This window comes from Vibrio phycocola, assembly GCF_053850235.1.
The window spans coordinates 498,164-519,272 of the sequence record NZ_JBSQDJ010000001.1; the positions used below are offsets into that span (position 1 = coordinate 498,164).

21 protein-coding genes and 1 pseudogene are annotated in these 21,109 nt (G+C 41.9%); 3 read left to right on the forward strand and 19 right to left on the reverse strand.

Annotated features, from left to right (window positions below):
• Positions 1-64: 64 nt before the first annotated feature.
• The 4 genes from ACWU4D_RS02255 to ACWU4D_RS02270 form a co-directional block, all read right to left on the reverse strand.
• The gene (locus ACWU4D_RS02255; RefSeq protein WP_456049748.1) at positions 65-904 is read right to left on the reverse strand and encodes a hypothetical protein; all 840 of its coding nucleotides are present in this window, start codon (positions 902-904) and stop codon (positions 65-67) included.
• Between the two features lie 60 nt (positions 905-964).
• Positions 965-2,602, reverse strand: a complete 1,638-nt coding sequence (locus ACWU4D_RS02260; RefSeq protein WP_456049749.1) for a hypothetical protein — start codon at positions 2,600-2,602, stop codon at positions 965-967.
• A gap of 12 nt (positions 2,603-2,614) precedes the next feature.
• Positions 2,615-4,120 carry an OmpA family protein gene (locus tag ACWU4D_RS02265; protein ID WP_456049750.1) on the reverse strand — a complete coding sequence of 502 codons (1,506 nt, stop codon included), beginning with the start codon at positions 4,118-4,120 and terminating at the stop codon, positions 2,615-2,617.
• Positions 4,121-4,463: 343 nt separating this feature from the next.
• Positions 4,464-5,180, reverse strand: a complete 717-nt coding sequence (locus tag ACWU4D_RS02270) for a type 1 glutamine amidotransferase (protein ID WP_456049751.1) — start codon at positions 5,178-5,180, stop codon at positions 4,464-4,466.
• Between the two features lie 99 nt (positions 5,181-5,279).
• Here ACWU4D_RS02270 and ACWU4D_RS02275 point away from each other — a divergent pair, with 99 nt between their 5' ends.
• Positions 5,280-6,059, forward strand: a complete 780-nt coding sequence (locus tag ACWU4D_RS02275; RefSeq protein ID WP_456049752.1) for an AraC family transcriptional regulator — start codon at positions 5,280-5,282, stop codon at positions 6,057-6,059.
• A 288-nt stretch (positions 6,060-6,347) separates the two neighbouring features.
• Here the strand turns inward: ACWU4D_RS02275 and ACWU4D_RS02280 are convergent, their stop codons facing one another.
• The 9 genes and pseudogenes from ACWU4D_RS02280 to ACWU4D_RS02320 all read right to left on the reverse strand — a co-directional run bounded on the left by ACWU4D_RS02280 (position 6,348) and on the right by ACWU4D_RS02320 (position 11,705).
• Positions 6,348-6,782, reverse strand: a complete 435-nt coding sequence (locus ACWU4D_RS02280; RefSeq protein ID WP_456049753.1) for a carbon-nitrogen hydrolase family protein — start codon at positions 6,780-6,782, stop codon at positions 6,348-6,350.
• A 365-nt stretch (positions 6,783-7,147) separates the two neighbouring features.
• Positions 7,148-7,552, reverse strand: coding sequence for a hypothetical protein (locus ACWU4D_RS02285; protein WP_456049754.1), 405 nt, complete (start codon positions 7,550-7,552; stop codon positions 7,148-7,150).
• A gap of 249 nt (positions 7,553-7,801) precedes the next feature.
• Positions 7,802-8,209 carry a GNAT family N-acetyltransferase gene (locus tag ACWU4D_RS02290; RefSeq protein ID WP_456049755.1) on the reverse strand — a complete coding sequence of 136 codons (408 nt, stop codon included), beginning with the start codon at positions 8,207-8,209 and terminating at the stop codon, positions 7,802-7,804.
• Between the two features lie 115 nt (positions 8,210-8,324).
• Entirely contained in the window at positions 8,325-9,341 is a 1,017-nt protein-coding gene (locus ACWU4D_RS02295) for a hypothetical protein (RefSeq protein ID WP_456049756.1), read from the reverse strand.
• Positions 9,342-9,447: 106 nt separating this feature from the next.
• The gene (locus ACWU4D_RS02300; protein ID WP_456049757.1) at positions 9,448-9,828 is read right to left on the reverse strand and encodes a VOC family protein; all 381 of its coding nucleotides are present in this window, start codon (positions 9,826-9,828) and stop codon (positions 9,448-9,450) included.
• 366 nt (positions 9,829-10,194) lie between these two features.
• Entirely contained in the window at positions 10,195-10,461 is a 267-nt protein-coding gene (locus tag ACWU4D_RS02305; protein ID WP_456049758.1) for a DUF6980 family protein, read from the reverse strand.
• 24 nt (positions 10,462-10,485) lie between these two features.
• Positions 10,486-10,623, reverse strand: a pseudogene (locus tag ACWU4D_RS02310) (colicin E3/pyocin S6 family cytotoxin); the annotation flags it as partial.
• A gap of 65 nt (positions 10,624-10,688) precedes the next feature.
• On the reverse strand, positions 10,689-11,204 hold the full coding sequence (locus ACWU4D_RS02315; protein ID WP_456049759.1) for an SF0329 family protein: 516 nt from the start codon (positions 11,202-11,204) through the stop codon (positions 10,689-10,691).
• Between the two features lie 45 nt (positions 11,205-11,249).
• Positions 11,250-11,705 (reverse strand): GNAT family N-acetyltransferase, encoded by a 456-nt coding sequence (locus ACWU4D_RS02320; RefSeq protein ID WP_456049760.1) that lies wholly within the window; start codon positions 11,703-11,705, stop codon positions 11,250-11,252.
• Between the two features lie 384 nt (positions 11,706-12,089).
• On the opposite strand from ACWU4D_RS02320, the gene ACWU4D_RS02325 reads away from it, so the two are divergent.
• Both ACWU4D_RS02325 and ACWU4D_RS02330 read left to right on the forward strand, forming a co-directional pair.
• On the forward strand, positions 12,090-12,905 hold the full coding sequence (locus tag ACWU4D_RS02325) for a phosphate/phosphite/phosphonate ABC transporter substrate-binding protein (protein WP_456049761.1): 816 nt from the start codon (positions 12,090-12,092) through the stop codon (positions 12,903-12,905).
• 9 nt (positions 12,906-12,914) lie between these two features.
• Positions 12,915-14,567 (forward strand): ATP-binding protein, encoded by a 1,653-nt coding sequence (locus ACWU4D_RS02330; protein WP_456049762.1) that lies wholly within the window; start codon positions 12,915-12,917, stop codon positions 14,565-14,567.
• Positions 14,568-14,658: 91 nt separating this feature from the next.
• Here the strand turns inward: ACWU4D_RS02330 and ACWU4D_RS02335 are convergent, their stop codons facing one another.
• From ACWU4D_RS02335 to ACWU4D_RS02360, 6 genes are read right to left on the reverse strand one after another with little or no spacing between them, the layout of a single operon-like run.
• Positions 14,659-15,960, reverse strand: a complete 1,302-nt coding sequence (locus tag ACWU4D_RS02335) for an HD domain-containing phosphohydrolase (RefSeq protein ID WP_456049763.1) — start codon at positions 15,958-15,960, stop codon at positions 14,659-14,661.
• Positions 15,957-17,579, reverse strand: coding sequence for an EAL domain-containing protein (locus ACWU4D_RS02340; RefSeq protein WP_456049764.1), 1,623 nt, complete (start codon positions 17,577-17,579; stop codon positions 15,957-15,959). Before ACWU4D_RS02340 ends, ACWU4D_RS02335 begins: the two co-directional genes overlap by 4 nt.
• 23 nt (positions 17,580-17,602) lie before the next feature.
• Entirely contained in the window at positions 17,603-18,913 is a 1,311-nt protein-coding gene (locus ACWU4D_RS02345; RefSeq protein ID WP_456049765.1) for an ATP-binding protein, read from the reverse strand.
• A 14-nt stretch (positions 18,914-18,927) separates the two neighbouring features.
• The gene (locus tag ACWU4D_RS02350; protein WP_456049766.1) at positions 18,928-19,512 is read right to left on the reverse strand and encodes a chemotaxis protein CheX; all 585 of its coding nucleotides are present in this window, start codon (positions 19,510-19,512) and stop codon (positions 18,928-18,930) included.
• Entirely contained in the window at positions 19,509-19,877 is a 369-nt protein-coding gene (locus ACWU4D_RS02355; RefSeq protein WP_456049767.1) for a response regulator, read from the reverse strand. The genes ACWU4D_RS02350 and ACWU4D_RS02355 overlap by 4 nt, the downstream gene beginning before the upstream one ends.
• Positions 19,878-19,886: 9 nt before the next feature.
• Positions 19,887-21,038, reverse strand: coding sequence for an HDOD domain-containing protein (locus ACWU4D_RS02360; RefSeq protein ID WP_456049768.1), 1,152 nt, complete (start codon positions 21,036-21,038; stop codon positions 19,887-19,889).
• Positions 21,039-21,109: the final 71 nt, after the last annotated feature.

A 21,109-nucleotide genomic window follows, 5' to 3' on the forward strand; every position in this document is an offset into this window, starting at 1 on the left:
ATCAAGCAGGTTTTTGTGGAACTTACTCAGTAATTTAATCAGGGACGCTGATGCGTCCCCTCTATTATCGAATGTTATTTAATAGCTGAGGCTTACCAAACTGCACGACTTTGCCATTATTTTCGGTAATGACCTTACGCCAAAAACGCTCTAGCTCATTAACTGACTTTTGAGATGAATAGTTTTTCGCACCGTGTATAAAGCCGGCACCTACGACATACACATCCATACCGGCCAAGTCACCAGAAAACCCCGCCGATTGGATTTTGGCGTAGGCCTGCTCTGCATCTAAAGTACGTACACGCCCTTTAGAGTAGAATGACAGTGTTTCAGAATTCTCCAACATGTCTGAAACCACCAGCAGTATCTTACGTTTAGCCGTCGATTGCGCCACGACCTCGGTGGATACACTCAGCAGTGAACCCACTAGCTCAGTTTTCGGGAATGATTGCTCACCATCGTTAAACGAGTTTTTCAATTTCACATTTAACATATTGATCGCTTGAGCTTGCTTCTTTAAGCAATTGTCAAAGGATTGCAAATGCTGACGCCCCAATGAGTTTCGAACTGATGTTGGCATCAGATGATCAAACTTACCTTCAAACGTGATGTTTGTGTACTGTCCGGCGGCTAACGCTGAAAACGTCACTACAGTCACTTTATTGCCTGGTTTAGCAAAGTTGGGGATTTGCTGATGCACCATTTTTTTGAGTGGTACATCGAGACGAACGGTTTGATCAACGAGAATAAACAGCTCAGTTTCAGGCTGATCAATACGATGCTCTGGCACTTTTGCGTAGTCGTAGCAGGAAATGATGTCATTGCGCTGGTTACTGGCAAACGCTAAGGGTACGCATAGCGCGGCTGTCAATAACGCGACCACAGTGGTAAGAGTCATTTTCATAATGAGGTCCTAACTTGTTCAAGAAAGTTTCACAGCCCCAATGAGGGGCCTGTTTAACGTTTATGGCTGAGAGGATAGTTTGCCTTCAGCTACCAATTCAGCAAGAAGTCGTTTCTTGCGTTCTTCCTCAGTTTCCTCAAACTGGCTTTGCTCGGCTTGCATCTCTGCCAATAGTTGTGCTTTTAACTCTTCATCAGTTAGCGCTTGACTCACTGGAGCAGATTCGACCACTGACGTTGGTTCAACAGTGGAGAGTGCTTCGTTCACGATTGGTGCCGGAGCGACAGGTTTAGGCTGTGAAATAGATACTTGATTTTGCTCGGTAGCCAGAGCATTTTTTATTTCCTTGCGGTCATCTTGATTGATGAATTCATAAAAGGTGCGAGCGCTTGAAGTGGCAATAAGGCGCTGAACTTCATCGCTATTGGCCACTTGAGGCAATACCTCTGCCATACGAGTTTGTAATGATGTCAAAGTGCGTTGTGCACGGTCAGCAATCTCACGAGCCAAATTCGTGTGGTGAGTATTAAACTCAGCGACGGTTTTGAACTTATGCGTGGCATCGTACGCGAGGCGAGACTCTTTCCCAGCAAAGCCGAACGCGATGCTCACCCATGTGGCAAAAGCTTGCAATATCAAGAAGAAAATCGCCATCAAGCCAAAGGTAGCCCAAGATCCTTGTGCCGTGGCCTGACAGATTTCATTGTCTACTTTTTGGTTTTTTGCCGCATTATCGTACGCGACTTCTTTTGGTAAAGGCATGCCAGTGTCCGTGGAGCCTTCATCGGCGTATAACGCATCTAAGTCGCCATTGCCATACGAAGGCAAACCATCAGTTATTTGCACCGACGAACCACAATTGCTATCTACACTTTGCGCTAACTCTAACGTTTTCAGACGCACAAATGTCAAGCCAATCGCAATAACAACAATGAGAATGATAGTTGCTGTAGCAACTGTCCAGCTCTTGTACGCTTTGCTCACATTAAGACGATTGAGCATTCGCTGGTATGGCGGTTCGTTTAAGTCTGATGCTTCTTGAATTGTGCCCACCTTCTCACCAATCTGTTGGGTTAGCACCGATTTCTTTGCCTCCCCTGTTGATGCCTGCCAGTTCGCACGGACTTTACCAATGAGTTTATTTTTGTGTATCTCGTGACCCATTAGGTGTGTCATGAATGCCAAGCACACCGCAAACATGATAGCAATCAGGTAGGCCATCACCACGCGAGTGTTCTCACTGGCAGATAGATCTAAATATTGAGCCATTGTATAGCTAAAGCCCCAAGCTTCTAGGCCTAAAATCACCAACAACCCGAAGGTCATCAAAGCACTTAGAGGACGTCGCCCCCCCTCCCCAACTAGGTTCAGATAATGCTTACAATCATTGTAAAAATTCTCATCTTTCGAGATACGTTTGTAATGCGGTTTAAAGTCCTGACACACCTGGGCTTCACTGTGAAACCAACGGGCGCGAGGATCGGTGCCTGGGAACTCGCCTTCTAAAGCAACACCTGTGGTACTATCATTTTTCGCGAGGCGCTTCGTTTTTGGAAAAAAACCATTATAACGACGATCCAAACGCCATAAATCGATAGCCTTTCTATTCTTGTAGTAAATTATAGCCGCAACCATTGTTACAATTAGCGCAGTCAGTGTGCGCAAGTATAGTGAAGGGATGCTATTTAAAAACTCCATATTTTCAACTTCCTATCTGAGTACTTCGAGCGTCGTGTCTCGAACGAATTTTTGGTTGTTTGAAGTGTAATACAGGTTCGATAGTTTGGTTTTTCTCGAAGCTGTTTTATCGAAGATAAAATCGGCGCAGGTAAAGTCTGAGACCTTACGCGACTTAGCTTTCGGATACATTCTCAATAGGAACGATTCAGAGCCTTCATAAGATTCCACTTGCATCTCATAAGCGTAGAATTTGTTATTTGAAGCTGAATAATTTGGGTAAATACGAAGCACACCGTCACTAACTGTCTGATATGTATTTTTTAATATGGCGGTTTTGGTTAACGCAACATACGTACTATGCTCTGGGAGTGTAACGTGCCACGTTCCGCCATTCAGCCCTGGGAACATCTCACTGGTTTTGTAGTTATACGAACCGTCTCCAATATCGCCAAGAGCGATCACACTTGAACGTACCACAGGTTGTGAGTCAACACATCGTGTGAGAACGGGTGAAGCGACAGCTTTCGTCATGAAAAATCCTGAGCTTTCCGGCACGCCTAGCATGGCGATAAAGTCGACATCGTGTTGATCGACAGGTACACCCGCGAGTTTAAGGCGGCTGCTGTCCTTAATCGGCTTGACGCTCTTCTTCGGCTTCTCGACAGGCGTACTGCTTGGTTTATAGCTCACATGCTCTTTTGCAATGACCGTTTGCTCTGGTTCATGCACAACGACATTCTGCAGGCGACGTTTCTTCGCAGCAGAAATAGCCATAATGTTATCAAGTCGCTTATCCTCTTCCAGGTTCACTGCGTTCATCACATCAATGATTTCAAAACGGCGATTCTTCGCCTTACCAGATTCGGTCATATTATCAGCAATAGGTTGCGATTCTCCAACCCCTTCAAGAAATAGCCGATTTACATCGAATCCTGAATTGACAAATTGCTGTGCAATAAACAGTGCTCGCTTTTCAGACAACTTCTGGTTGAACTTCGCAGAGCCCGACGAGTCGGTATGGCCGATAATGTAAACTTGTGAATCGGCATCCATGTTATTGAGATAGATTCCAATTAAATTTTTGAGTCTCTTTAATTGCTCTGGATCGCTAATCGTATACTCGCCTGAAGCAAACAATGGCTGCTCTGATGTTATAGATACTTGAGACGCCACGACATCATCAGTTGAATCCAGAGAAAAGGATGTGTTTGCTTCATCGTCCATTGAAATACGTTCAAACTCTACATCGAAACCGACTTCTTTGGCTTCTGCAGCAATACGCTTTTCGCGAAGTTTTAGGTAAGTATTGATACCACACCCGGCTATTGCACCAGCTACTGCACCACCAGCAACATAACGGCTATCCCCTCCACCAACGATGCCACTGACGATGGCACCGCCAACTGCGCCGATAGTACCACCGATCGCACATGTCCCTAAATCAGACCACTCAGCGTACTTTAATTCTGCACACCCAGTGGTCGCAAGAGCGACACTCACAGCAGCAGCTGCGGCTGCATGCTTTGCTTTAATCACAATTAAGCCCCTTTATTTCCCGAGAATTCCTAACGTCACATATTTTTATATTTTTATTAACCCATCCAATAGGGAGGCGGAAACAACTGCTATCAAAAGTGGCTTTTCGCCATTGTATACACCTAAATAAACTCAAAATGTAACAAAGTGTAGCTCAAAGTAAATACATACTCTAATAGAGAGTATATATCTGATCAATTAGTGACTGAAATTTATGATAAATGTCATATTGGGAGCATGTAACAGCTAAAAAAATACTCAGTTTCTTAAGCTCATACAATTGAAGTACTTGATAGCCACTGACATTCTAGAATGGATGCAATGGCGAGTAATGAATAACCACTTAATACTTTGACTTATAGAAACTTTCTAACTTATTTAAGAACTCATATAATTTTTGGTTCATTTCATCATAGTCATGGCTAAGTAATGCGTCTGGTGCATCAACAAATCGATATTTTTCCGCTTCACTGAGATCATCGTTTTCAATTAACAATGCTACGACATCTTTAGTCAACTCCATATGACATTGAAAACCAAAGACCAAATCACTATAAGCAATTATTTGCCGCGGACAGCCTTCACTATACGCAATTAATTGTGCATTAGCTGTTAATCCTGGCATATCGTTATGCCAATGACCAACTTTCAGAACGTTGCCAAAATGGTTAAATAACGGATGTGCCAAACCATCATCCGTTAACGTGATCGGAAACTTACCAATTTCACGCTCTGGGCTATGTTCGTAGTGTTCACCTAAAGCTTCACCAATCAGTTGCGAACCCAAACAGATACCAATCACAACTTTTCCAGCCTCAATGGCTTTTGATATAACTTTCTGTTCCCTTTTACTATTAAAGTGAGGACATTGCTTTGTTGTGGTTACTGGATCTTGAGGTCCTCCCATTACAATCAGAAAATCGATATCTTCAACATTTTGTAAGAGAGGTTCACCTTCATATACCCGAGAATAGGTGATGGTATGGCCATGACTTTTTGCCCAAGACTCATAGGCTCCAGGAGCTTCGAAATATTCATGAATAATAAAGTGGATATGCATCTTTCTACCTTGTGTGTAACGATTGGCTTCAGATGTTATATCAAATCTATATGGCGTACTTTATACTAACTGACGACTAATGTAGATAAGCAGACAATTATGCAAGCCAATGATCTCATTCGAGACTTTCCTGATAAACAACTCATAACCAAAACTACTACAATGATTTCTGGTTACGTTGATGACTTTCACTCGCATCCATGGCATCAAATAGTGTTTCCTCTTAAAGGGTTATTGCAATCAAACATTGGTGATAAATGTGTGATAGTCCCTCACAATGGAATGCTTTATATACCGGCAAACATGGTTCACAAATCCATAGCCATTACTGATACTCAATTTTTAGCAATTTATCTTAATCCAGAGAAATTGATTCAATATGGAGGTGAGCCTAAGTCTTGTCTTGTAAGCTCATTCATGAAAGAGTTGATATTGTTTTTATTTGAAAATAATACCCTCTCGCAACCCGAGTCCAATATTACAAATTTACTGATGGTACTACGAGATCAAATAGTGGTTGCAAATAGTTATGAAATACCACTACTCATTCCGACAGATAAACGTCTTTTATCTATTTTTGTGCAACTTAAGCAGCAACCCGATTTGTCATTCACATTAAATGAGTGGGCTACAAAGGTGGGAGCATCAGAGCGAACCCTATCTCGACTATGCTCGAAAGAGTTTACTCAATCATTTTCATTATGGCGGCAAAATATTAGGTTAGTTTTATCTCTGCAATTGTTAGGCTCAAAAAAGAGTATTCAAGAAATTGCTATGGAATCAGGGTACGCTTCTGACTCTGCCTATATATACGCTTTTAAGAAAATATTTAGGCAGACACCAAGCAAATACCGCTCTGACTGCTTATACACTCAGTAATTTCATAAATTAATTAGATAGTGCTCCATGGATACTCTTTCGAATAACTTCCAGTAAGGAAAACTAATATTGGCCGAGTAGTCATAAATGTATATTCGTATATAGTGCACCTCTATTCTCACAAAAATAGAAATAACGAATATCTAATACCTTAATAGGTGCATTTAAACGAGAATTAATACTCCAATAAAGCTTTTATGAAATATTATATGCCTAACAGCTCATCTGAATATTTGATCATCCCTTTAGCACCAAAGCCTTGTACTGGTTTTTCATAATCGTAATATGTTATCGATTCAGTAGAACGCCTACCCTTATACCTTGAATATCAACGACCCCATTAAAATTACTGTCTACAACAAAGTTATCAGCATCCCAGCCCCATAACGCTCTTTTATCATAGATACGCACTTCACCTGACGGCTTAATGATAGCAACAGAATTGGCCATTTTCTCACCGAATTTCCGAATATAACCTAGGAAAAGGAATACCTGCGTTTCTTTTACTAGTTCGATTATTTCATTGAAAGCAATATCTTGCTGTTCAAAATCGATGTCAGAAATCGAACTAATTTCTACAGGCGGGTAACCTGATAAAGCGCACTCTTGCGTTACCAAAACTGTGGCGCCATTGTCTCTAGCTTCACATATGGCTTTCTTAATTGTTTCATGATTATTGGATGGGACAGAGCTAATTGGGAACTGCAACAATGCAAACTTCATTAATGTATATCCTTATTAAAGTAATTACATATAAACGCGGCTGTATTGAGTTCGTACTTATGCTCATAAAACTATAAGATCTAGAGTGACAACAGCGTTGCTCTAAGTAGAAATACTATGCGATTTAACTTAACGGTACATTAAATTAGTAAACACTATTCATATATTGGGAGGCTGGCTGACTTGAATCAAACGTGTGTCCCTAACTTACAATGAGCGAGAGTTGGATCTGCCGTTTTAGAACTCTTAAAAAATAGTGCATTAACACGGAATTGGACAAAATCTTGTTAGGAGTACCAAACGAGAATTAAACTTTTAAAGTAGTTATTCTGAGTGATACTTTGACATAAGTTTGAATTACCGAGTCAGTTTATCGTTCCTACACTAAACTTCACCATATGAGCTTTTACAGGAACTTTTATATTACCAGTAAGTTCCCTTTCTTCCAGTTGCTCTAAATTGATTTCAATACGTTTTGAATTCACAATCGGATATGTATCAACACCATCTTGGAACTTCCTATTATATGCGGTTACTCTAACAAAAGCGGGTTTTCTTAATTTAGTCGTGTTTTGAATAGTTAAGCTATAATTACACACGTTAGGTTTACATTCATAAGATTCATAATTTATCGTGATATCATTGTTTTGGTTATCAAAATAGTCCCCAATTAACAAGAGAATCAACACTAACAGTCCCATCGAAATTAAAACTTTATTTATTAATCTTTTACGTTTAACTCTTCGACTATGTTCTTTACGTGTAACCATACTTACCTGTAAATATAACTTGCAGATCTTATGAATCGCCTCGTCATATATCATATAAGCAATGTCATAAACGCGGACTGAATCTAACGATTAATCAACTGAGTACATATTAGCCCAGGATGAATAATCATTTTAAACGATAATGGGGCATTTTCGTGTTATGCCCCGCCAGCAAGGATTTGGACAGAAATGAGTTTGGTACGTATCAAATCTTAGTAATATATTACGCTCTTGTTATGTTTGTGGTTTTCAAACCCACGAAACAGACATTTTGAAGTACGCTACATCTGATTTGTAAAACTCTTCGCCTTCGACACGCAACCCAAACTTCTGATAGAAAGGTAGTGCTGAAGTTCGTGCGTCACACCAGAAATACCTAACATCTTCTCGCTTCAAATCACGCACTAACCTCTCGATAACCTTAGTGCCAATTCCTTGCCCTTGGTATTCAGGCAGAGTAGCAAATTTTCGAAGCCTAGCCTCATGACCATCGTTATAAACAGATGCCACACAAACCAGTTTTCCACTAATAAATGCACCATAGTGAGTGGCTGAGTTATCCCCTTCGATTTCGCAAAATGAAGGCAATTTATTAGGCCATAAAACTAGATGCCTGATAGGTAAAACTTCTGCTGTGCTAACCTCTCGTATATCCATATTTCCTCAAAAAACATAACGCCTCACTAAGAGGCAAATAATAGTTGGTTAAAATAAGCGACGGAGAAGCAAAAACCAACTGTTATTTGTCCTTTTGAGTGACTTGTTATAAATTTTATGCTCGAGCTATAGCGGCTAGAAATGCTCCAACTAATGCTACTGTCGCAATCGTACCAAGGTCACTAGTATCTTCATTATTAGAAGGTTTATCTACAGTTGCCACAACCTTGTCACAAAGTTCCCCCTCAACAACTTCCGTCTCTTTAGATACAGGTAAAGCTACTTCAGGAATACTTATTGATGATATTTTATCTAGGGCAGGAAGAAGTTTACTTTTTACCTCTTCGGAAACCTTTTTGACATTATCTAAATCTGACTTAGTAAATAATTTGTTATGTGCGATTTTATTTCTCAAGTCATACAATTGTTTCCACCGCTTTTCTAGATACTTAGATTCACAGTCTACTAGTTCAGTAAAGTACCGTTCCCAATTAGAAGTTGGAATATAGGTCTCAATTTCATCTGGCGAAAGTTTCCCCTGCTTAATATCTTTAAGAACCTCTGAGTCAATTTGTTTCGACGGGTAATCAGTAAACAATAAATCACTGATAGTTATAAAGTCGAAATCATACAGAGGGTTATGACCATTTTGAGGAGCTGTTTTAATTCCACCTACATCTTTCGGAATACTATCAATCCACTTAGGTCCAAGCTGGACAAGTGTGAACTTTGTGTAGAGTTTTCTCATTAAATTTTCAATGTTATGAACGACAGGATATGCTTTCTCTGCATAATATGCCGAAATACCATCGAAGACAGGAGTAATAGTCCCTTTTTGGTTAGAAACAATAGTTCTAACTTCTCGCAGTAGTTTGGACAAATTATCTATGTCTTGCTCGTTCTTTTTAGACTCTATAACTAAATCAAACATTTCGGTTTTATGAGCTTCAAACTTATCACCTTCACTAACTAGCTTATATTTGTAGTCACTACCATTAAATGAAATTAAGCTTAAATCATCACTTATACAGATTCCTTCAACCAAATCGATTAACTTAGAAAATGTTTCAACCCCATTGAATTGAAAGTTGCTTTTGTCGAATAAAATCAGGTAATTTACTTCCGTGCTCATAACTCTCCAAATTTATAACGCCTAAATAAGGGGCTAATTATTGCTGGCTTAAAATAACGAACGAAGTGAGGCAGCCAGCTGTAATTAGTCCCACTTCATTTTCTTGTTAGGTACGCATTTCGACACGCCAAGGTGGATTAAGACGATTTTCACCTGCCCAATAAAGTTTTATTTTGTTACCAGAAGGATCATGCAAAACAGCTTCCCGCCATAAATAACTTTCATCCGTAGGTTCTTGATCGAAATTAATACCCTTAGTCTTTAATTGATGAACCCAACTATCTAATTCTTCGTGTTCGAAATAGATAACCGTGCGACTTATAAATTCAGAGTTTTCTAAAGATAATGAAAAAGTTGAATCACCTTCAGGGCATTCAAAACGTGCATAATGAGGTGTATCAACTATTTGAGTAAAACCTAGAACACGATAAAATTCTGTAGACTTTTCCATGTTATTTACAGGTAGCGTAACTTGATTTAAATTCACCGAACCTCCTTGTGTACCTAACATTTTTTAATAATATGCCGGCTCGTTTTTACAGGCCAGGTTTATAGTCCGAAAGTCCGATAAATGTCTGTTTTATATCGGATAAATATTAATAGATCTTCAACTTAACATTAGCAAAACGAGCCAATACAAAACACTCTTCAATTTTGGCTTGTTATCTCAAGAGCACTAATATGTAACCCAGTAATATGTAACATATTTCTTATTTTTCTACTAGAAAATCGAGCCAATATAAACGACGAGTATGATGTGGGTTATTACCGTATGAAATTTTAACAGTAGAGTTTGATAGTTCTGAGAAGGTATGGGGCAGAAACACGTTAACTCTTTGATTGTTGTTTCATATTACAGCCCTCGAATCTTCCACCATTCCTCTGAAGTATAAATATCTGGTATTGGATCCTCAGTAGGTTCTAGTCCCATATCGAATATGATGTTAAACCAAGTATCTCGTAAATCATTAGGTAGTTTAGCACTACACCACGGACAATAATTTATAGTCAACATTGACGAGCCACCATCTGGAATATCTATTCCATATTCTCTAAATTTAGGAATATAATTTATGACGCTCTCTCGCAATGCATAAGTAAATGAATCACAACATTTCATTTTTTCACCTTCATAATACCTATATTATTTTTTAATTTTTCTAACAGGAGTCGGTGGTTTATAACTCTCTACTGTTTCAGGCTCTACTGAGTAAAGATGCTTCCCATTACTGTCATATTTTTCAATATCACTGTGGGTGTAACCCCACTCATAATATCTTCGCTTCTTACCTTTCTTTCAACTATCCAGTTATATTTCATTAATCGGCATATCTCTGCTGAGTCTGGTTATGAAGGCGCGTAGTTTTTTGAGTTGTTAAATGGAATACCTTCACACTCGCAGCGGATTCTATAGAATTGAACTACCTTTTGACTTTCTTTTGAAAGTTCAAAGTTTCGAAGCCTACGCTTACCAAGCCTGGAATCTAACATTGCCAAGCACCTTATAAGAAGATTATCTGATTCCATTGATGCTTCGATAGAGTTGTTGCAGTATTCGTCTAGTGAGTCATAGAAAGTGTATTGATTGAATTTACCTTCCGAGGCTAACTCTTCGTGTGTTATTTTTTGGGCTTCATATGGAGTAATCCCCTTTTGATTTATAATTTCTTCGATACGTTCGTATTCGATCGAATAAAATGAAAGCGTACACATACTCCATATTTCCGTTTTATCGAAAGTAATATACCCTCGGCCCTGCTCATCCTGAGAGCCTCGATAATGAGTAGAACGTAATTCAACTCGCCCTTTTACAGATTCACAGAAAAACTCTTCTACTTTTTTCTTTCGTTTACTCCATTGCATGATTTTGCCTTTTAAGTATCGAGCTCAGAACTGTTACCAGCGAGGCTACAGCGCGAGTTTAAACCCTTCATGTGTTGCTTTGAATCCAAGTTTTTCATAAAACCTGATTGCATCAGGGCGCCGCTTGTCGGTTGCCAATTGAACGATTGAACAGCCTTTACTTCTAGCTATCTCGATAGCATGTTCAAACATTTTCTGGCCGAGTCCTTGTCCGCGATAGTCGCTATGGATTCGGACACCTTCTATAAAGCAGCGCCAACTCCCAATGTGAGTCAGGTAAGGGATTAATGTAATTTGAAGCATCCCGACTAGCGTGTTTTTCAGCTCTACAACAAGCACTTGGTTGTCTGGGTTTTGAACAATGGCTTCGAACGCTTTTAGATAAGCGTTATTTAATGGAATAGATGGGTCTTCTCTTTGACTACCAAGAGGGTCATTTGAAAGCAAAGCAACAAGACTTGTTAAATCTTCAAAATTCGCTGCACGATATTTTAATTCCATTTATAGCTCCTTTTTAATTTCCGTCTGTTCAGGCCTTATTATGTGAATTCTTTGGTGTACTCAATACACTCGACCATTAAACTTAATAACTTCATCGCTTAATGTATGACCGCTATTGTAAGACTTAACCATCCCTCCACGGTAGACAAAATGATTCTAAAACCAGTAACTGTCTATTTTGTCTCGTTATCTCAATGATTCTAAGTTCTAACTTAATAATATGTAACATATTTCCTATGTGCCAGCTATGGAATCGAGCCTATATAACGAGAAAAATTAAAAGGTAGCTTAGCCCGCCAGCTTTATTAAAAGTCCGAAAAAGTTAGAAAAACCGCCCCTTTTAACTATGCTTTATGTAGGTTATTTATTCAAAGAGGTAAGAACATGAAGAAACTCGCATTGATCGCGTTACTAATTGGCTTGCCGGTGCAGGCACAAGAACAAGTGCTGACGTTTGGCATCGTCCCACAACAATCGGCGATCACACTCGCTAAAAATTGGGGGCCGATATTGAAACACCTCTCTGAAGAGACTGGGTATAAAGTTATCTTTCGTACCGCTAAAGATATTCCCGAGTTTGAGCAACGTGTTTTGAAAGGCGAATACGATATTGCTTACATGAATCCTTATCACTACACCGTATTTCATCAAAAACCCGGCTACGAAGCATTTGCAAAACAAAAAGACAAGCAGATCCGTGGCATTGTTGTGGTCAAGAGCGACAGTGACATCAAAGAGCTAAAAGATCTAGATGGAGAGACATTAGTATTCCCGTCACCAGCCGCGTTTGCCGCCAGTGTTGTTCCACGTTCATCGCTCAAAGCCATGGGCATCAATTTTACGCCTCAATATGTTTCTTCGCATGATTCTGTATACATCAATGTTGCCAAAGACTTTTTTCCAGCAGGTGGCGGGATTGAGCGAACACTCAACAATACTGATAGCACGGTACGCGAGAATCTGAAAGTTTTATGGCGCACGCCCGGCTATACACCACATGCGTTCGCTACTCATCCCGACCTACCAAAAGAAGTGAGTGACAAGGTTGCGCGCGCTTTAATCGCACTCAACGACAGCGATGATGGCAAAGCATTGTTGTCACGCATCAAATTCAAGGGTATTGAGCAGGCACAGAACAGTGACTGGGATGATGTCCGCTCGCTAAATATCACCCTACTTGATAAATACCTTACAGAGTAAGCTTTCTCTATGTCATTGAGACTAAAGACGATACTTGGCGTTGCTTTAATTGAGGCGGTTTTACTCGCGATATTGTTGACGCTAACACTCAACTATTTGCGAACGACCAACTTTGACGGATTGGATCAACGAGCCTTTTCAACATCAGACTTGTTTGCGTCGACAGTCAAAAACGCAGTGTTGTCCTATGACTTAGCTACGGTCGAGTCGTTTACTCAAGAGTTATTGCATAATCAAGATATTATCTATGTTGCGGTGCTTGGTGAAGGTGGGCAATTGTTGTCCAGTGCTGGCGATCTACCCGATGAATTTAACCCTGTACAACTCGAACGAGGTTCCAGTTTCGTCGATGATGGCATTTTTGATGTATCGAGCTTGATCGAAGAGTCAGGGATCGAGTTTGGTGCAGTATGGCTTGGGTTTGATATGTCTGCGCTTAATGCGGCCATCGATTCTGCGAAAAAGTGGAGTACGCTAATCGTGCTCGGGGAAATGACGTTGGTTGCCCTATTCTCTTATGTGCTTGGCGCGTATTTAACCCGACGTTTGAGTGAGCTGAGGCGCGCGGCTGATGATATTGCGGCAGGCTCACGTCATGTCGATATTCGGGTGAATGGTCGAGACGAGTTGGCGACGGTCTCGCGAGCGTTCAACAATATGGTGACACAGATTAAAGAGTCTGAAAACACGGCAGAACGTTACCGCAACGAGCTAGAAGAGGCCAATGCAACCTTGGAAACTCGAGTACAAAAAAGGACTCAAGCGCTCACAAATACCAATCGACAGCTAATTGACTCTAATGAACAGCTAAAAAATACCCAAGAAAAATTGGTTGAATCTGAAAAGCTGGCGTCTATCGGTACCATGGCGGCTGGAGTGGCTCATGAAATCAACAACCCGATGGGAGCTGTCAGCAGCAACCTGCAGATGTGCCAAAGCTACCTGAGTACATATCTAACGTGGATAGAACGCAGTGAAGCATTACGCGGTGTTAGCGATGATCAAGCCATTCAGCAATTTGATCAGTGGAAGCAAGCGAATTATGTCGACTGTTTAGAAGAAGATTTTCGTGACAGTCTCAATGACGCGATGAACAGTGTTGACCGAGTTCGTGCCATCGTAACGGCTTTGCAGCACTACTCTACTCAACTACACCAAGATAAAAGTAATCGCGAGCCTATATTACTAAAAGAACTGGTTGCAGATTGTTTGGCGGCACTTGCGCCATCAGATCTTCTGAGCTTTTCACTGAATCGATCACTTAATACCTTACCTCCATTACTCGTGCACATAGAGGATTTTCGTCAGCTATTTACTGAGTTGTTGAAAAATGCGATTCAGGCATGTGAACGCAAAGCAACACCATCCGAAGGTGAGATTTCAATATCGGTACGTCAGCTTGAAGAGAGATTAATTATTCAGGTTATTGATAACGGTTGTGGCGTCGAGGATGCTCAACTTAAACGTCTGTATGACCCTTTTTATACCACATTACCTGTGGGGCAAGGTATGGGGTTAGGGCTGACTTTTGCCTATAATATCGTTCAAAACCATGAGGGTGAGATGCGTATTAAAAACAGGGACACTGGTGGTATGCTAGTGGCACTGTCCTTTCCTCTCACCCTCGTGGAACAAGAGACTTCCGTGGTTTCAAGTTTGTGATGTGTGTCTCCTACTCACAGCTTTCCAGTTCGAGTTCACTCTTGTATTTCTCTATTTCTCTATTTCTCTATTTCTCTATTGGCTCTATCTATTAAATATACACAGCGATAGGTACTTCAACTGAGTCTTCGATTTGTTTGAGCTTATTGAGCATCGTTTCGTTAATCTCTTGCCCTGCGGATAACATCATTTGGCCATTCGGGTGATAAACATCTTGCTTTATCACTGTTCCGATTTTCAGTTCATCTAAGCCGACACACAGTTCTAGATCCGATTTCTCAATATCTGTTTTGAGTACTTCGAAAAAGTGAAGTGCCACGTCGGGGTCGTACAATCCCCCAGCTTGTTGCTCAATAAACGCTCGAGCACTGCTGGGCTTGAGTCGTGAAGGATTGTGTGGGCTCGATACAAAGAAATCGTAGTTTTTGATCACCCTTAAAATACGCGCTCCGATGGGGATCGCCTCACCAGCTAGGTGCGCTGGATGCCCTGTTCCATCGAAGTTTTCATCCTGGTGGCGAATAATGTCGACCAGCGGATTAAAACGTTGGATTTGGCCTATTATGGTTGCTCCTAGTTCCGCGTTGGCCAATGGTGCAAGGCGAATTTTAGCCTTATCACCATGTACTACGCTCTTGTCCGAATCGGAGACTGCACCGATCAAGCCAATTTCATGCAGTAAGGCACTTAAATAACAGTGTGTCACTTGCGCTTCTGGTAACCCCATTCGGATAGCCACTAATTTAGTGTATTCTGCGACTCGTTCATTTTGTTGATGTGGTTGCCCCGTTGCATGCTGAATGATGGCCGACAGCGCTGATAAAATATCTTTAAAGGTTCGAGTTCGATTCGCCAGCAAAGCACTCATCTTCTTATTGGAATTTTGTAACGCGGACGTTCGCTGTTTTACTTTCTCTTCCAGAGCATCATTCCAGATATTTAACTGCGCGTTTTTTTGCTGAAGTTCATCGGTTAGTGCCTTCTTTTGGCGACGTAGTTCAAATAACTCTGACGCCTTAGACAGGGTTAACTTCAGCCCTTCGTTGTCCCATGGCTTTGCAATGTAGGTATGAATGCCACCTTCATTGACCGCTCGAATAGTGGAATCCATGTCACTGTAGCCAGTTAACAAAAAGCGGATCGAGTCTGGACAAATTTCTCGCGCTTTAGTGAGAAACTCGGCTCCATCCATTTCGGGCATACGCATATCGGAAATGATAATCGACACAGTATTCTCTTCTAGGTACGCGAGAGCTTCGTGGCCGTTATTAAACGAGACCACTTGGTAATCAAACCTAAGCACACGTGTGAGGGATTTCAGAATATCTGGCTCATCATCGAGTAACAAGAGGTTCAACTTTTCTTGGATTTCGCTGCCTTCAGCATCATTCATAGTTCGGCTCCTGTGACACGGTTATTAATAAAGCGTAAAAACTCATCTGCGGGTAATGGAGGGCTGACCAAGTAACCTTGTATACGGTTACAGCCCTTACGTTTTAGGTAATCAACTTGACTGTGTTTTTCGACCCATTCTGCCACTACCTCCATATTAAGTGATTTGGCACTGTCGGTGATCGACGCCAAAATCACTTCATCGGACGCCTTATTTCCCAGGGCGCGTATAAACCGGCCGTCAATTTTAACAACATCAAAAGGCAGCTCGCACAGTGATTCAAATCCAGAATAGCCAGTGCCAAAATCGTCCATCGCGATCGTGACACCTAAGTCATGCAGTAGATTAAATTGAGCGAGTGCACGTTGGTAATCGAAAATTTGATCGCTTTCCACGACCTCTAGCTCAATATCACTAAGTGTGAATGTAGTATCGGTGGCAATGCCTTGTAATAAACTAAGTGCAAACCCCGTGACTAATTGCTTGGCGGTAATATTGACGCTGACTGTTAATTTTTCGGGCTTATCTTTACGACGTAATAGCGATACCGCTTGCTGTATCACCACAACAGTGAGCATGTCGTCGAGCTCATATTTGTAAATCAGAGGTAAGAATTGAGCTGGACTTTGGTAGGAACTGTCAGGCAACCGGCGGCGAACCAAGGACTCGCAATAGGTGATCTCCCCAGTGTCCAGAGTCAGTTGAGGCTGAAAAAATGTTTCGATTTTGCCCAATTCCAGATCGTGAATTAACGTACCCAACTGTTTGTATTCTTCTGCGATATCTTGATTGTTTTCTTGGATTAACCAGTAGAGATTATCACTGATTGGCAATGTGTTCGTTTTGGCTTCCGATAATATTTGCTCGCACCAATGTGCCCATTTTTTGGCATCTCCGATGTAGCAACGTGCTGTTTGACCGTCTGTGTGCGCGCAAGCCAATCGAACTCTGTCGCTAAGAGCATCAATCCACTGGTTACCTTGTGCAGAAAACTCCGTCAATGTGACAAACTTATCACCTACTCGATACCAGACGGGATCATCTTCGTGTTGAATCGCTAATGCCATTTTCTGGATCAGCCTATTCCCAGCAGCCTTACTATGAGTCGTGTTGTATGAATCCAACTTGGTAATATCCACAATTACCAGCAACCAAGACCGACCATTTTCGGATTGGTGTGGCAGACCGGTCAATCGTTGGTCTAATTCATGGAGATTGGCCATCTGAGTTAGGCGATCACGAGTGGGTTGATGGTCATTTAGAGTCGTGGCGATTGTCGAAGCTAACTTTTGGCTATTCCAAGGTTTATCTACATATTGTTTAAGAACCTCGGCATTGATTGCAGCCGTGACCCCATGTAAATCGGCTTGACCCGATAACATGATCGCGGGGATATTTGGGTAACGTTGCTTAACCTCTAAAAGTAGCTCAGTGCCAGTCATATTCGGCATGTAGTAATCGGTAATAATCAGGTCTATATTGTGTGAACCCAATATTTCCAACGCTTGTGTCCCGCTTTCTGCAGTATGTACCGTGGCGACTTTAAAGCGTAGCTCCCGTCGCAGCGCATTACGGATATTCATTTCATCATCGACTATGAGTATCTCAGCAAAATCCATCGTAATACATCCTATAGATTGTTTTAATTACTTGAATCGGCCGTGTCTGACGTGACTTTATTCACTGGTAATATCAAGGTAAAGGTCGTGCCTTTGCCTAATTCACTGTCGACACTAATAGTGCCCCCATGGGCATTGATAATCCCATAGGACACGGACAATCCGAGCCCAGTACCATCCCCGACGGGTTTAGTGGTAAAGAATGGTTCAAAAATCGTGGTGAGATTTTCTTTGGGGATGCCGGAGCCATTATCTTCAATCTGGACTTCCACCTTGTCATCCGCTATCGGCTGAATGCGCACTCGTATCACGCCACTGTCTTCACCCATCGCCTGTCTCGCGTTGACCAGTAGGTTGAGAAATACTTGATTTAATTGCATTGGTTGGCAATACACACTCGGCGTGTCATCGGCATACTCACGCTCTACTGTGGCGTTGTATTTAATTTCGTTGTCAATGATACGCAATGTCGAATCTAACCCTTGGCGCAAATCGCTGTAGAGCCACTCAGAGTCATCAGCATGAGAAAATTCTTTGAGGTTTTTGACGATCGACATCACCCTTGATGATCCTTCAAGGGACTCAGCAATCAAATCGGTAACGTCTTCCAGTACATAGTTAATCTGAGACTGTTCAATCAGTTGGCTCTTTTTCTCGATCAAAGCTGCGTGACCTGAATCATCTATTGCTTGTTCAAGCGAGGTCACGACATCTGAGATTTTACGAAAATAGTCATCTAAGGTCTGAACGTTTGAAGTGATAAAACCGAGCGGGTTGTTGATTTCGTGGGCGATTCCAGCCGAGAGTTGGCCTATTGATGCCATTTTTTCTGACTGCAGCAACTGGCTTTGTGCTTTTTTTAGATTGTTCAACGCATCTTTGAGTTCAGCCTGCTCGCGATGGAGACTTTGAGACAAGACTTTTAGCTCTGTGTGTTGACAAGCTTGAGCAGTAAGATCATAGACGCAGATGCAGACGTGATCTAACGTTCCGTCTTGGCTGTGAATAGGAATGAATTCAAGATCCTGAAACATCTCTTCTTCGTGTCCTGATACTTGGCGGGATGATTGGAACGGTAAAACATGTGGTGCATGCTCCCACGAAGAAAAACTCGGTGATTCAATCACAAATGCAGTGTCGATCTTGCGTTTAAGCAAAGTAGCACCATCAGAAAAAACGGACAAAAGGTTTTGACCAAGTAATGCTTCTTTAGCGAGGCCAGAGCGTGACTGGAAATATGAGTTAACCATGACAACAGTGTAGTCTTTCCGCACAATGCAAACAGCCACTGATAATTGGTTGAGTAGATCCGAGAGCGCTAATTTTGCCTTCATACCTCACCCCTCTGTTATAACCATTCGTCTAACCTGTTGACGATGACATTAAATCCATCCTCAGCGAAACAAATGATGGTCTTGGTTTCAAAACTGGCTGACTCGATCAAAAAAGAAACGTGTAAAATGATCGCTTGTTGCCACTTTTCACTGGGTATTGGTTGACTCTCAGGCGAGTACATCTCCGGTGGTTGAGTTCGCGTGTTGAGTTCAATTTGTTCGCACAACCCCCTAAGGCTTGCCCCAGACAAAATGTTGGATACTTCCAGCAGGCAGTCATTAAGTGTCTGGCTGTCTATCTCTTTCCCATCTCCAAGCGCTAATAAGTCGCTGGCGATGGTTTTGCCACCTTGTTTGGTTAACTGAGTAATGACTTCACCTGACATTTGGCCAAAAAAGGGCTGCCGTGTGTAATAATTCGATTTGACATCACCAAACATCTCCATCAATTGATCAGGTGAAGCGACATCGATGCTTGGAATCGTCAAGGTTACGGGTTGATCCAACAAGGTGGCCAGTTTACAGGCCGCCTGACCCATGGATATGTTCAGCAATTCTTTGAGTGAATCCTCATGGTCGGCACTTAATGTATGATTCATATTAGCCCCACCTCGTGCAACAGCGCTTTTAAGCTAGGCGCATCCAATGGTTTTTTGAGAAACGATACCGCGCCCAGTTCCATAACTTTCTGTTGCGATGTTGGTTGTATATCAGCACTGATCACAAAGACAAAGTTACGCGCTTCCAGCTTTTTTAGCTCTGCCAAAACCTCGAACCCATCCATGATTGGCATAGTTAAGTCTAGAAACATAACGTCGGCTTTACCTTCGTGAAATCTCTCTAACGCTTCAACGCCATTCGAAGCTTCGTGCACGTTGCTGCCAAGTTCGGGTGGCAGCGCACGCATTACTGCTTTTCGAGACATCTTTGAATCGTCAACAATGGTGATTGAAATCGATGACATCGGCTCCTCCTACTCTTTCGGTGATAATAATAAACCCGCAAGTTCTGTTAGCGGTTTAGGTAACCTATCAGCCCATTCATTTTGGCTACCATTGGCCTTCGCCTCATTGTATTGTTGGCAAAAGCGAACCAGTTGGCCGACATCCCATTGTTCGGGAGTGGAATTTGGTGGTGATTGACCTAACGTGAGAATGGCGTCGACAATAGGTAAGTGATAGCCCCACAGAATGAGTACATAGGCACATATGACATCGATATCTCGATAGCCAAGTTGCAAGGCCAGTGGGTTCTTTGGAATTGTTTCTTCTGAGAAGCCATGTTCCTTGAGGATCAACTCTCCAATCGACGATAGTAAGCAAACTAAGTAGACTTTTTCTTGTTCTTCGGTGGGCCAATCGAGTTTTTTCGCCAATGCTTCCGCCGCACTTGCCAACTGTTGGTGGCGCATGACTATGGATTCATGTTCTTCATCACTGAGTCGTTGATAACTATTGCGACTCATCATGGCCATTGCAAATCCGCTCACCACCTTCATTCCTAGTCTCGACACTGCAGTGCTCAAAGAGCTCGTCCGACTTTCAAAACCTAGGTATACCGAATTGGCGGCTTTGATTACTTGTCCTGCCAAAGTCGGCTCATTAGCAACGATATTGGAAAACTCCGCGCTGCCACATTGCTCGTCTAACGCACAGCTCTCAAGTTGTCTCACAATGCTGGGTTGTATCGGCAAATTTTCAATCCCAGCGAGTTTTTGACGGCAATCGGTGGAAAATGGTGCGGCTTGAAGTCGTTCTGCACAGGTAAGGATCTGTTTAAAATATTTCTCAGTAAAGGGCTTGGGTAAAATAAAGTGGGTCCAGTTGTTGATGAGCTCATCGGCCTCAACTGTGGTATCACCCGTAATTAGCGCGCGAATACTATTAGGAAAGTGCTGGCTCACTTGTGCGAGTAGTTCATCACCTTTGAGCTCTGGCATGATCAAATCACTCAATACCAGATCTGGAGAGGTGCCTTGTGAATCGACAAGCTCGCGCCATTTGACTGGGTCCTGAATTAAGGTAATCGTCCAGTCAGGCTTAAGACGCCTCAGCAATCTGCTGGCGGCTTTCAGCATGAATTCATCATCATCAATGTAGAGAACTTGAAAACTGCTCTGTGCCATAGTTACTCGCTTTTCGTTAGTTATAGGATTTTGGTGGTTACCATAGAGTCCTCACTACAAACCTAGCTGCA

What these genes read in the sequence shown, in the direction of transcription:
- ACWU4D_RS02295 (WP_456049756.1), bottom strand. Translation starts at nt 9,341, where the DNA reads ATGAGCACGGAAGTAAATTACCTGATTTTATTCGACAAAAGCAACTTT.
- ACWU4D_RS02320 (WP_456049760.1), bottom strand. Translation starts at nt 11,705, where the DNA reads ATGGAATTAAAATATCGTGCAGCGAATTTTGAAGATTTAACAAGTCTT.
- ACWU4D_RS02260 (WP_456049749.1), bottom strand. Translation starts at nt 2,602, where the DNA reads ATGGAGTTTTTAAATAGCATCCCTTCACTATACTTGCGCACACTGACT.
- ACWU4D_RS02360 (WP_456049768.1), bottom strand. Translation starts at nt 21,038, where the DNA reads ATGGCACAGAGCAGTTTTCAAGTTCTCTACATTGATGATGATGAATTC.
- ACWU4D_RS02255 (WP_456049748.1), bottom strand. Translation starts at nt 904, where the DNA reads ATGAAAATGACTCTTACCACTGTGGTCGCGTTATTGACAGCCGCGCTA.
- ACWU4D_RS02350 (WP_456049766.1), bottom strand. Translation starts at nt 19,512, where the DNA reads ATGAATCATACATTAAGTGCCGACCATGAGGATTCACTCAAAGAATTG.
- ACWU4D_RS02325 (WP_456049761.1), top strand. Translation starts at nt 12,090, where the DNA reads ATGAAGAAACTCGCATTGATCGCGTTACTAATTGGCTTGCCGGTGCAG.
- ACWU4D_RS02315 (WP_456049759.1), bottom strand. Translation starts at nt 11,204, where the DNA reads ATGCAATGGAGTAAACGAAAGAAAAAAGTAGAAGAGTTTTTCTGTGAA.
- ACWU4D_RS02340 (WP_456049764.1), bottom strand. Translation starts at nt 17,579, where the DNA reads ATGGATTTTGCTGAGATACTCATAGTCGATGATGAAATGAATATCCGT.
- ACWU4D_RS02280 (WP_456049753.1), bottom strand. Translation starts at nt 6,782, where the DNA reads ATGAAGTTTGCATTGTTGCAGTTCCCAATTAGCTCTGTCCCATCCAAT.
- ACWU4D_RS02345 (WP_456049765.1), bottom strand. Translation starts at nt 18,913, where the DNA reads ATGAAGGCAAAATTAGCGCTCTCGGATCTACTCAACCAATTATCAGTG.
- ACWU4D_RS02335 (WP_456049763.1), bottom strand. Translation starts at nt 15,960, where the DNA reads ATGAATGATGCTGAAGGCAGCGAAATCCAAGAAAAGTTGAACCTCTTG.
- ACWU4D_RS02270 (WP_456049751.1), bottom strand. Translation starts at nt 5,180, where the DNA reads ATGCATATCCACTTTATTATTCATGAATATTTCGAAGCTCCTGGAGCC.
- ACWU4D_RS02330 (WP_456049762.1), top strand. Translation starts at nt 12,915, where the DNA reads ATGTCATTGAGACTAAAGACGATACTTGGCGTTGCTTTAATTGAGGCG.
- ACWU4D_RS02290 (WP_456049755.1), bottom strand. Translation starts at nt 8,209, where the DNA reads ATGGATATACGAGAGGTTAGCACAGCAGAAGTTTTACCTATCAGGCAT.
- ACWU4D_RS02285 (WP_456049754.1), bottom strand. Translation starts at nt 7,552, where the DNA reads ATGGTTACACGTAAAGAACATAGTCGAAGAGTTAAACGTAAAAGATTA.
- ACWU4D_RS02275 (WP_456049752.1), top strand. Translation starts at nt 5,280, where the DNA reads ATGCAAGCCAATGATCTCATTCGAGACTTTCCTGATAAACAACTCATA.
- ACWU4D_RS02305 (WP_456049758.1), bottom strand. Translation starts at nt 10,461, where the DNA reads ATGAAATGTTGTGATTCATTTACTTATGCATTGCGAGAGAGCGTCATA.
- ACWU4D_RS02355 (WP_456049767.1), bottom strand. Translation starts at nt 19,877, where the DNA reads ATGTCATCGATTTCAATCACCATTGTTGACGATTCAAAGATGTCTCGA.